The organism is Micromonospora tarensis (assembly GCF_016803395.1).
Classification (GTDB): domain Bacteria; phylum Actinomycetota; class Actinomycetes; order Mycobacteriales; family Micromonosporaceae; genus Micromonospora; species Micromonospora tarensis.
Genome location: NZ_JAEVHL010000214.1, coordinates 1 through 11259 on the forward strand (window position 1 = coordinate 1; position 11259 = coordinate 11259).

Annotated in this window: 11 protein-coding genes and 1 pseudogene; 11 read left to right on the top strand and 1 reads right to left on the bottom strand. The window is 71.7% G+C overall.

Going from position 1 to position 11259, the window contains the following annotated elements; translation table 11 throughout:
• From JM949_RS28200 to JM949_RS28235, 8 genes and pseudogenes are all read left to right on the top strand, one after another.
• Nucleotides 1–1051, top strand: a pseudogene (locus JM949_RS28200) (LCP family protein); the annotation flags it as partial.
• 193 nt (nt 1052–1244) lie between these two features.
• Nucleotides 1245–2504: an LCP family protein gene (locus tag JM949_RS28205; protein WP_203151226.1), complete on the top strand. Its 1260-nt coding sequence runs from the start codon at nt 1245–1247 to the stop codon at nt 2502–2504.
• A 393-nt stretch (nt 2505–2897) separates the two neighbouring features.
• Nucleotides 2898–3641, top strand: coding sequence for an LCP family protein (locus JM949_RS28210; RefSeq protein WP_456320241.1), 744 nt, complete (start codon nt 2898–2900; stop codon nt 3639–3641).
• 58 nt (nt 3642–3699) lie between these two features.
• Entirely contained in the window at nt 3700–4035 is a 336-nt protein-coding gene (locus JM949_RS28215) for a rhodanese-like domain-containing protein (protein ID WP_203151227.1), read from the top strand.
• A 10-nt stretch (nt 4036–4045) separates the two neighbouring features.
• Nucleotides 4046–4834, top strand: coding sequence for a glycerophosphodiester phosphodiesterase (locus tag JM949_RS28220; RefSeq protein WP_203151228.1), 789 nt, complete (start codon nt 4046–4048; stop codon nt 4832–4834).
• Nucleotides 4835–4878: 44 nt separating this feature from the next.
• Nucleotides 4879–6333 carry a PAS domain-containing sensor histidine kinase gene (locus tag JM949_RS28225; protein ID WP_203151229.1) on the top strand — a complete coding sequence of 485 codons (1455 nt, stop codon included), beginning with the start codon at nt 4879–4881 and terminating at the stop codon, nt 6331–6333.
• Nucleotides 6334–6399: 66 nt separating this feature from the next.
• Entirely contained in the window at nt 6400–6825 is a 426-nt protein-coding gene (locus tag JM949_RS28230) for an ATP-binding protein (protein ID WP_203151230.1), read from the top strand.
• Between the two features lie 61 nt (nt 6826–6886).
• Entirely contained in the window at nt 6887–7774 is an 888-nt protein-coding gene (locus tag JM949_RS28235; protein WP_203151231.1) for a DUF5926 family protein, read from the top strand.
• Between the two features lie 21 nt (nt 7775–7795).
• Here JM949_RS28235 and JM949_RS28240 read toward each other — a convergent pair whose 3' ends face one another.
• Nucleotides 7796–9004, bottom strand: a complete 1209-nt coding sequence (locus JM949_RS28240; RefSeq protein ID WP_203151232.1) for an arginine deiminase — start codon at nt 9002–9004, stop codon at nt 7796–7798.
• Nucleotides 9005–9167: 163 nt separating this feature from the next.
• Here JM949_RS28240 and JM949_RS28245 point away from each other — a divergent pair, with 163 nt between their 5' ends.
• From JM949_RS28245 to JM949_RS28255, 3 genes are all read left to right on the top strand, one after another.
• Nucleotides 9168–9905, top strand: coding sequence for a hypothetical protein (locus tag JM949_RS28245; RefSeq protein ID WP_203151233.1), 738 nt, complete (start codon nt 9168–9170; stop codon nt 9903–9905).
• Nucleotides 9906–10073: 168 nt separating this feature from the next.
• The gene (locus tag JM949_RS28250; protein WP_203151234.1) at nt 10074–10532 is read left to right on the top strand and encodes a hypothetical protein; all 459 of its coding nucleotides are present in this window, start codon (nt 10074–10076) and stop codon (nt 10530–10532) included.
• A gap of 75 nt (nt 10533–10607) precedes the next feature.
• Complete coding sequence (locus JM949_RS28255; protein WP_203151235.1) at nt 10608–10997, top strand: ACT domain-containing protein; 390 nt, start codon at nt 10608–10610, stop codon at nt 10995–10997.
• Nucleotides 10998–11259: the final 262 nt, after the last annotated feature.

The following is an 11259-nucleotide window of genomic DNA, read 5'->3' on the forward strand; positions in this document are numbered from 1 at the left end:
CCGGGCCGGGCGTCCCGGGCGGCACCGGCGGGCCGGGGCGGCGTGGCCGCGACCGCGCTGGGGCCGGATCGCCCTCGTGGCCGGGGTAGCGGTGCTGGTGCTGGCGCTGCTCGGCGGCGTGGGCGCCTGGCTGTACGCCCGCAACCTCAACGGTGACCTGGCCCGCACCGACCCGTTCGCGGAGATCACCGGTGGCCGACCGGCGAAGACGGTCGACGGAGCGCTGAACATCCTGCTGGTCGGCAGCGACTCACGGGATCCGGACGCGCCGGTCGACGGCAGGAGTCAGTGGCGCGCCGACACGATCATCGTCATGCACATCCCGGCCGACCACCAGGAGGCGTACCTGGTCTCCATTCCGCGTGACCTGTACGTGCCGATTCCGGAGAGCGCCGGCGCCGACTGCGGCTCCGGCGAGCGCGCGAAGATCAACGCGGCGTTCGCGTTCGGCGGGCTGCCGTTGGCGGTCCGCACCGTGGAGTGCTTCACCGACGTCCGGATCGACCACGTGATGGCGATCGACTTCGGCGGCTTCAAGGAGGTCACCGACGCCCTCGGCGGGGTGGACCTGAAGGTGGAGCGGACCATCACCTCGATCCACAAGCCGTACCGGACGTTCACCAAGGGCACCAACCACATGGACGGCGCGGAGGCGCTGGACTGGATCCGGCAGCGCAAGCAGTTCCCGGACGGGGACTTCGCCCGGATGCGGCACCAGCAGGAGTTCCTGCGGGCGCTGATGGACAAGGCGGCCAGCAGCGGCACGTTGGCCAACCCGAAGAAGCTGAACGATTTCCTCCGGTCGGTGACCGCGGCCGTAACCGTCGACCAGTCATTCTCGGTTACAGACATGGCGCTGCAGTTCCGCAACCTGCGCGGCCAGAACCTCACCTTTGTGACCAGCCCGAACTCGGGCAGCGAGACGATCAACGGGGAGTCCGTGGTGGTCTCGGACCGGGAGAAGGCACTCGCGATGTACCGGGCCATGTCGGCGGGCACCATGGCGGACTGGGTGAAGGCCAACCCACCCAGGGGCAAGGACGGCGGCTGACCGGCGCAGCGGGCGGCGCCACCGTACCGCCCACGGCAGCCAGACGGGCACCTGTCCGTTCGGGTTATCGAGGGGCGACGATCGACCGAGTCGAAGAAATTCGACGTCCGGATTGACCCGGGATGAACTCGCCAAGTCGATTTGATGTACGTACAGTGGTGCCGCCCCCTCCTGATCACGAGCTGGAGCACGCATGCCGGTTCAGGCCAGCCGTCGCCCTTCGTCCTCCGGGTCCGCCGCGCCCAGCGGTCGGGTCGCCACGGTCATCCCCGCGCAGTCGCGCCCGTCGAGCGGCGGGCCGGGTGCCGGGCCACCCGGCGGCGGCACTGGTGGCCGCACCGGCGGCGGGTCGGCGAAGAAGCGCACCAAGCGCAAGGACCCGCTCTGGGCCCGGCTGACAGTGGTCTTCGGTGCCGTGCTGATGCTGAGCAGCGGGGTGGCCATCGTCGGCAGCAAGGTGCTGATCGGGCAGGCCACCGGCGACATCGCCAAGGGCAACCTGCTGGGTGAGGCCGGCAAGTCCGACGCCGAGGGCGGGGCGAGCCTGGACGGCCCGATCGACATGCTGCTGCTCGGCGTGGACGCGCGGGAGCGCTGGGCCGCCGACGACGTGCGCTCGGACAGCATCATCATCCTGCACATCCCCGCCTCGCACGATCAGGCGTACCTGATCTCGATTCCCCGGGACACCGAGGCGCAGATCCCCCCGTTCAAGAAGAGCGGCTACGGCGGCGGCTCCGGGAAGATCAATGCCGCGTTCCAGGCCGGTGCCGCCAACGGCGGCGGCTGGGAGGGTGGCGCCCAGCTGATGGCCCAGACCATCAAGCGGCTCACCGGGATCAGCTTCGACGGCGCGGCGATCATCAACTTCGGCGGCTTCAAGAACGTCATCGACACCCTGGGCACGGTGCGGATCTGCGTCAGCCAGGAGGTCCAGTCGCTGCACATGTCGTACGTCGACGGCAAGCCGATGTGGAACGCGGACGCCAAGAAGACCGGCAAGCAGCGGACCCCGGTGGTGCACAAGAAGGGCTGCCAGGAGATGGAGGGTTGGGCCGCGCTCGACTACTCCCGGCAGCGCAAGACCCTCAAGAACGGCGACTACGACCGGCAGGCCAACCAGCAGCAGCTGATCAAGGCGATGGCCAAGAAGGCCACCGAGGGCGGGATGTTGTCCAACCCGGCCAAGATGAACAACCTGATCAAGGCGGCGGGCAAGGCGTTCGTGCTGGACACCGGCGGCGTGGCGATCGAGAACTTCATCTTCACCATGCGCGGGGTCACCGGCAACGAGCTGACCATGCTCAAGACCAACAACGGCACCTTCCACGCCAACGGCAACAACACCGAGGGCTTGAGCGAAGAGACGATGGCCATGTTCCAAGCGGTCAAGCAGGACAAACTCGCCGAGTTCGTGTTCACCCATCCCGAGGTGATCTCCACCCGCAAGTGAGTCGGATGGTCGCGAAAGCCAGCGACGCCGTCGTCACGGCCCGTAGCCTGGCGTGAGCAAGTCTCACGTATCGGCTGCGGGGAGGCGGTCACGTCCAGGTGGGGGCGGAACACGGCGGACCGGGCCGGAGCGGCCCCGTCCGCCAGGTCGGGCCGCGCCCGTGGGTCGCGCATCCTGCTCGGCATCGGCCTGGCCCTCGTCCTGCTGGCCGGGCTCGCCGCGGTCGGCCTCAAGACGCTCAGCCACCGGTACGACCGCACGGTCACCAAGGAACAACTGCTCGACGCCGACGCCCGCACCGACCGCACCGACCTGGACGGGCCGCTCAACTATCTCCTGGTCGGCTCCGACCGGCGTCCCGGCGACACCGGGCCGGACCAGCGCTCGGACACCATCCTCATCGTGCACGTCCCGGCCGGGCAGCGCGAGGCGTACCTGGTCTCCATCCCGCGTGACCTGCTGGTCGCCATCCCACCCGCGAACGGCTTCGCCGGCGGACCAGACAAGATCAACGCGGCGTACGAGCACGGTGGCGGCGGGCAGGCCGGTGCCCAACTGCTCTCCGCCACCCTGCACCGACTCACCGGAATCCGGTTCGACGGCGCCGCGCTGATCGACTTCTCCGGCTTCCGGAAGGTCATCGACCTGCTCGGCGGGGTGCAGATGTGCGTGGACACCGAGGTCCGCTCGATCCACACCAACCGGGTCTTCCCCACCGGCTGCCAGCGGATGGACGGGGCACAGGCGCTGGACTACGTACGACAGCGTTACGACCTGCCCGGCGGTGACTACGACCGGCAGCACCACCAGCAGCAGTTGCTCCGGGCGATGCTGGACAGCGCCGGGAAGGCCGACCTGCGCAGCAACCCGGTCAAGCTGGACCAGGTGCTCCGGGCGGTGGGCGGCTCGTTGACCGTCGACACCAACGGCGTACCCCTGGAGGACCTGCTCCTCGCGCTCCGCGCGCTGCCGCCCGACGGTATGCGCGGCGTCCAGCTGCCCTCTTCCCCGCAGACCATCAACGAGGTCTCGTACGTGGTGCTGGAGAACGGGGGCGACGGGCTCTTCGAGGCGGTTCGGGGCACAAGGGTGCCGGCCTGGGCGCAGGCCAACCCCCACTGGGTGACCCGTTTGTGATGGTGCCGACGGTCCGGTCGGTGCCGAACCGGGGCCCGAGGATCTAGTGTTGCTTCCTGTGTTCGGACCCCAGGTTCCCACCGTGCCCGTGACCGAGATCGCCGACGAGACCTACCTGCTGGACGTGCGGGAGCCCGACGAGTGGGCGGCCGGGCATGCTCCCACCGCGCACCACCTGCCGATGATGGAGCTGCCGGCCCGGCTGGCCGAGGTGCCCACCGACCGGGACGTGGCGGTGATCTGCCGATCCGGCGGGCGCTCCGCCCAGGTCGTCGGCTACCTGATCAACAACGGCTGGGAGCAGGTGCGTAACGCCGATGGCGGGATGCGCCAGTGGGCCGCGGTCGGCCGACCGGTGGTCGACGCGAACGGGCAGCCCGGTCAGGTCATCTGAGGCCGACAGAATGGCCGGGCCACTGGTCTTCGCGCACCGCGGCGCCTCGTACGACCTACCCGAGCACACCCTCGCCGCGTACCTGCGCGCGCTCGACGAGGGCGCCGACGGCCTGGAGTGCGACGTCCGACTGACCCGGGACGGGCACCTGGTCTGCGTGCACGACCGTCGCCTCGACCGCACCAGCAACGGTCGCGGCCTGGTCAGCGCGCGTACGCTCGCCGAGCTGGACGCCCTGGACTTCGGCTCCTGGCATCCGGGCAGCGCGCCGAACGGCGACCTGCCGCCGGACGAGTCGCACACCCGGCTGCTGACCCTGGCCCGGCTGCTGGACGCGGTGCTCGCCGCCGGTCGGCCGGTCCGACTGCTGGTCGAGACGAAGCACCCGTCCCGGTACGGCTCGAACGTGGAACGCCGACTGGTCAGCCTGCTGCGCCGGTACGGACTGGCCGACCCGGCACCGCACGACAGGGTGCAGGTCACCGTCATGTCGTTCTCCCCGCTGGCGGTCCGCCTGGTACGCGAGCTGGCCCCGACGCTCCCCACGGTGCTGCTGCTGGAGGTGTTGCCGCGCTGGCTGCCGTCGGGGTGGCTGCCGTTCGGCATCCGGATCGCCGGGCCGGGCATCGGCCTGGTCCGGGCCCGCCCGCAACTGCTGCCCGCACTGCGCGCGGCCGGCAACCAGGTGTACGTCTGGACGGTGAACGAACCAACAGACCTGGAGCTGGTGCTGGCCGCCGGGGTGGACGGGATCATCACCGACCGGCCCGGCTACGCCCTGGCCCGGCTGGACCGCTGAGCCGGGGGGTGCCCAAATCCGGGTCGGCGGGGCAGACTCGGCACATGCCGGAGCGTATCGACTTCCCCGCTCTCCTCGCCGGCCACACCGTCGTGATCGAGATGATCAACTCGGGGGACGCGGGCCTACCCGTCCTCACCCAGCTGCTCCGGGTGGCCCAGCCGGCACTCGGCGCGACCGGGATGGCGTTCGTCGAGTTCGGTCCGACCGGCGGTCGCGTGATCGCCGCGACCGGCGCGGCGGAGTGGGCCCTCGGCCGTCCCCTGGCGGTGGACGACCCGGACACCGTCTGCCTGCTCTCCGGGCCCCGGGTGCGCCAGGTGCGGGTGGCTGACCTCAACGGCAAGTTGGCTGGCGAGCTGGCCGGTAGCGGGCTGCGCCGGATGGTGGTCTCCCGGGCCGAGATCGGCGGCCACACCGCCGGCAGCCTGCACGCGCTCTATCCGGGCGACGACGAACCGGGCCCCGAGCAGCAGGGGGCGATCGGCTACCTCGCGTCCTGCGTCGCGCACATGTACGGCGACCAGAGCGGCCTGCCGGTACACGGCGACGGCCCGGTGGTGGCGGCCCTCGCCGACGGGCTGGCAGTCGTCGACCGGGACGGACACGTCCGGCTCTGGAACCCGGCCGCCGCCCAGGTCACCGGTCAGCCGGTGGAGCAGGCGCTGGGCCGCCCGTTGCCGTTCCCACTGCCGCCCTCCGGCCAGGTCCGGGACCACCGGATGCCGGACGGGCGCTGGCTGCGGATCACCTCAGGCGAGCTGCCGGGCCCGGGCACGCTGCGGGTCGTCACCTTCCGCGACATCACCGACCAACAGCGCCGCGATCACGACCGGGAGCTGTTCGTCGCGGTGACCAGCCACGAGCTGCGTACCCCGGTCACCGTCATCAAGGGGTACGCGGACACCCTCACCGACCACTGGGAGTCGCTGACCGAGGTCGACCGACGGCAGGCGGCCCGGGTGATCGGGCAGCGCGCCAACGAGCTGGCCCGGTTGGTCGACCGGCTGCTCAGCTCGGCGGCCGAGGTGGGGCCGGGGGACGAACCCCCCAACCCGTTCGACCTCGGCGAGGCGCTGCGCGCCGCGGTCGGGGACCTGCCGACGGAGCTGCGACACCGGTTGGTGCTCCGGCTGCCGAGCGATCTGCCCAAGGCGCTCGGCCACCGACCCAGTCTGGCCACCGTGCTGACCGAGTTGACCACCAACGCCGGTAAATACTCCGCAGCGGACTCGCCGATCGAGATCACCGCCTCGGTCGACGGCCACCTGGTGGCGTTCCGGGTCAGCGACCGGGGCATCGGCATCCGACCCGAGCACGTGGAGCGGGCGTTCGACCGGTTCTGGCAGGGCGAGTCCGGGGACCGCCGCGGTTACCCGGGGGCAGGGCTCGGGCTCTATCTCGTCCGCCGGATCGTTGAACAACAGAATGGATGGGTATCCCTACGTCCGAGGACCGGCGGCGGTACGGTCGCAGAGGTGCGGCTACCGCGCGGTTGACCGAGGTGGCGCGACGTGGAGGCGACGGTGGCAGCGGCAGCGACAGCCAGGGATCGAGCGTGGTGCGTGGTGGTTCCGCACCACCCCGGCGGGGCCCGGCTGGCCCGACACCGGCTCGCCGATGAGCTGGCGGACGTCGTACCGTCGACGCTCCTCGCGGATCTGATCGCGGTGCTGGCCGAGCTGGTGGGCAACGCGGTGCGGCACGCCAGACCGCTGCCCGGCGGGGTGATCCGGGTGGCCTGGCGGCTGCGGCCGGCGGCCGAGGGCGCGCTGATCCAGCTCTGCGTCACCGACGGCGGCGCGGGCACCGGGCCACGGCTCCGGACCGCCAGCCCCGACGCGGCGGACGGTCGAGGGCTGCACATCGTGGCCGGCCTGGCCAGCCGCTGGGGCGTCGAGCAGGATGGCATGGGCCAGCGGGTCTGGGCCGAGTTCGACCCGACCCCCACCGCGACCCCCTCCCGTCCCAGCCTGGTCACCGCGGTCTGACGCACGCGGGTGGGTGGGTCCGGCCCACGGCGAGCCGATCGGGGCTCTAGGCTGTGACGCCGTGAGCAAGCGTCGAAAGAGCCAACGCCCCGCCGCCGACACCACCCCCCGCCGGGACAAGGTGCGGGACGTCTTCGTGCCGCGTCCGTTCGACGGTCTGGTCGACGAGTCCGAGTGGATCGCGATGCGCGAGTTGGTGCCGGCCGCCTCCGCGCCGCTGCGGCTGGCGCCCGCCCTGGTCGAGGAGTTCGGTGACCGAGCGGCGACGCTCGCCACGGTGCTGCCGATGGCCGCTCCGGCGATCACCAAGCCGGACGGTCGGGTGCTCATCGGTCTCCAGCGCCACCAGCAGTCCGGCGACGTCTCCCGGGACCTGGCCGACGCGTTGCTCTGCGCGCTCCGCACCGAACCGGGTGGCCAGGTGGCCGTGCCGCCACTCCCCGGGCCGGGCCCTCGGCTACAGGACATCCTGGTGGACGGCCCGCTGGACATCACCATGCACGAAGGCTTCGACTTCTGGCTCGACCCCGGGGCCGCCGACGACCCGACCGTGCAGGCCTCGCTGGAACGGGCGAACGCCGCCATCTACCCGACCGTGCGGTTGACCGCGGCAAAGGCCGCCTACTGGTGTCAGGTCCCGGAGAAGGCACACGTGCGGTGGGTGTTGCCGGACGACGAGGACGCCGCCCTGGACGCGCTGGCGCGACTCGGCGCGGCCGGCACACTGCCGCTCGGCGAGCAGACCAGGTTCGCCGGCATGTTCCGGGCGCACGGTCGGCTGGTGCCGGTCTGGGACCTGCCGGAGGAGACCCCGGCAGCCGAGTGGGAGGAGCCGGTGGCACAGTTCGCCAAGCGGTACGCCGAGGCGCTCAGCGACACCGAACCCCTCGACGCCGCCGGCCGCCGGGCCCGCCAGGGCCTCCTGGGTCGCCAGCTCACCCTGCGCTGACGGCCGGAAGGTCGGGCTCGCTCAGCGCAGCGGCTCACGGCTGATCGGGCAGGACATGCAGCGCGGCCCGCCCCGGCCGGAGCCCAGCTCCGAACCGGCGATCGGGATCACCTCGATGCCGGCTCGTTCGAGCTGGGCGTTGGTCTCGGTGTTGCGTTCGTAGCCGACGCAGAGCCGGGGCGCGAGCGCGAGGGTGTTGTTGCCGTCATCCCACTGCTCCCGTTCCGCGGTGACCGGGTCCAGCCCGGTGTCGATGACCCGGAGCAGGTCGAGGTCCATCGCGTCGGCGGCGGCGCGCAGGAACGGCGCCGGGCCGTCCACCCGAGGGTCCGCACCGTCCGCGCCGGCGATCACCGTGTACGCGGACAGCGTGCTCGCGATGTTCGGATACATCAGTACCGCGTCCACGTCGACCATCGTGCACACGGTGTCGAGGTGCATGGTGGCGCGTTTCTGGGCGATCGGCACCACCAGGATGGTGTGGGCCAACCCGGCGGCGAAGACCTGCCGGCCGAGGCGTTCGGCACCGGCCGGCGTCGTCCGCTCGCCCACCCCGACCGCCAACACCCCGGGTGCGAGCAGCAGCACGTCCCCGCCCTCGAGGTGCTCAAGGTTCGGGCGGTAGACGAACTCGGTGCCGGCGAAGCGCGGGTGGTGGCGGTAGATGGCGTCGGTCAGGGTGGTCTCCCGGCGGCGGGCCGGCATGGCCAGGCTGGTGACACCGACCCGGTCCCCGATCCACAGTGACGAGTCGCGGGTGAACAGCAGGTTGGGCAGCGGGTCGATGACGAACTCGTGTCGGTCCATCAGCGTGTAGACCAGCCCGCCCGGCCGCTCCGAGCTGATTCGCAGTTCCTCGTGGGCGAGCCCGGCGGTGAGCACGTCGGCCAGCGCGGCCGGGTCCAGGTAGGAGAGGTGGTCGGCGACCCGGGCCCGGAGGGTGTCGCCGAGCCGCCGGGAGCGCAGCACCTGCTCGGTGAGTTCGGCCCGGGCGTCCGCGACGGCAAGTGTCTCGGCCAGCAGGGTGGCCAGGTAGAGCACCTCGACGCCGCGCTCGCGCAGCGCGGCGGCGAACGCGTCGTGCTCCTCCTGGGCACGCCCCACCCAGGGGATGGCGTCGAACAGGAGCGAGTCGTTGTTGCGCGGGGTGAGCCGGGCCAGTTCCGGGCCGGGCCGGTGCAGCAGTACGGTGCCGAGCCGGCCGACTTCACTGTCGACGTAGTGGGTCACTCCCGCAGCGTAGGGCAGGGTTTAGCGGCATCCGAGAAAAGAACTGTGGATGAATATGGCATTCATCCACAGTCATTCCGGCGCTCCGGCTTGCCGAACACCGGTGGTGGCAACGTAGGGTAGTGAGGACATAACTTCGAGGGACCTTTTGCCGGAGGTCGCGATGACTGTCTTTCCCGCACGACGAGCCGTACCGTCCGCTCGGGCACTGCCGCCCGTCGCGGTGCCCCACCCCCGCGCCGAGTCGCCGGGGGTGCTCGCACCGGCCCGTCCGACACCGCTCGAATGGGCCCGCCGCCGTCGGGCCGAGCGGGGTGCGCGTCGCCTGGAGGCGGCCGGGGCACGGGCCCTGGGCCGGCTCGATCACCTCGGGCCCGCCTGGCACGTCATCGAGTGGCCGCGCACCGACGTGGCGGACGTCCTCGACCGTGGTCAGGACGAGCGCGCCGGGTTCCTCGCCATCGGGCCGAGCGGGCTCTTCGCCGTGACCATCGCCGACCACGGCCGGGCCCGGGTGCTCGTCGCCGGGGACGTGGTGCAGATCAACGGCAAGCGGCCGCCGTACGTGGCCGAGTCCCGCCGAGACGCCAAGCGGGCCAGCAAGGCCCTCTCCGACGCGGTGGGGCTGCCCGTTCCGGTGACGCCGGTGCTGACCTTCGTCGGCTCCGGCGTGATCAGTGTCTACGGGCTTCCGAAGGACTGCCTGATGGCCACCCACCGGGAACTGGACCGGCTCCTCGTGGCCGGTGGCAGCCGGATCAGCCCGGCCACCGCCGAGAAACTGTCCCGGGTCGCACAACACCCCGGCACCTGGTTGAACGGCACGTACCGTCCAACGGGCGACTACCGGTGGTACGACGAGGGCCGAACGGCCGCTGACAAGCCGGCTCACCGCCGGTAACGTCACCGGCGACGCCACGTGGCTCCGGTCCCCCCGTTCACCTCACCGGTTTCCGCGCCGTCGCCGGTCGCCTCGGTTCCCGCCACGCGCCCGGTGACCTGGTGCGCTCGGTGATTCCGTCGGCGACCCGCTAGCGTGGACAGTCGATCGGTGTACATAGGAGGCGCGGTGGCCCACGTCGAACTTTCGCTCTCGGAAGGCTTCGTCTCGGCGGCGCGGGCCTCGACAGAGCCGGAGTCCGACAACGTCGGCCAATGGTCTCTGACAGTCTCCCGGGCCGACGAGCCGTGTCTGCTGATCGACGCCGGCACCCGGGTGGTGGCGATCTCCACGGCCGGCTGCGAGCTGCTCTGCCTGGGCGAGCCCGAGGGCCTGATCGGGCGCCCGCTGCTCGACGGCGGGTTGCGCCTCCTCGATTTCACGGCAAACCGGGGCGAGCTGACCGAAGCCGAGATCGACATGATCCCACCGCTGCTGGCGCTCTCCTCCGGCCGACTGGCCCGCGGGCTACTGCGGGTGCAGGCCGCCTCGGCGGACAGCTCCGACGCGACAGTCGACGCGATCTCGACCCCGCTGCTCACCGACGGAGCCGTCGCCGGTTCGCTCACCTTCTTCTCCGAGGTCTGACCTGCGGCGGAGTGTGTCCTTCGCCGCACGCGGCGTTGCCGGCGTGTGCCTGCGCGGAGGCCGTAAGGTGCCATCATGCTCGATATCGCAGTGCTGCCGGGGGAATACGCTGTGTGCCGGCTGGCGGCCGGCAGCACCCTGCCGTACGCGCTGTCGAGCGGGCTGCGCGGTGCCGACGTGGTGACCGTGAGCTGGACCTCCGACGGGATTTCGGTGATCTGCCCGACCGACCGGGCACCGGCGCAGGCCGTGCTGGAGACGACCTGGCGCTGTCTGCGGGTCACCGCCGGAGTGGAGTCGGCCGGCACCGGCAGCCTGGCCGCCCTGGTCGGCCCGCTCGCCGAGGCCCGGGTCAGTGCCGTCACGTTCTCCACGTTCGACACCGACTACCTGCTGGTGCCGGCCGTCCGGCTGACCGAGGGCACGGCGGCGCTCCAGCGCGCCGGGCACCGGGTCACCGGCTGAGCTTCACCCCGGTCGGCCGCTCGCCCTACGATGGGTTCCGGCCACCCCGGCCGCGACGAATTCTCCGATGTCCCCGAGGATCGGCCCGTGCCGTTCACCCCGCCTCACCCCGCGTCTCCCCCGGCGTGGGCGACTCCCCCCATCCCACCGGTGAGCCGCGGCCGGGCAGTCGACCGCGTTCTTGGGCGGGCCCCCGCCCGGGTCCTGCCGGTGGCGTTGGCATCGCTCGTCGTCGCGGCGCTGGCCGGCTGTGGCGCCCCAC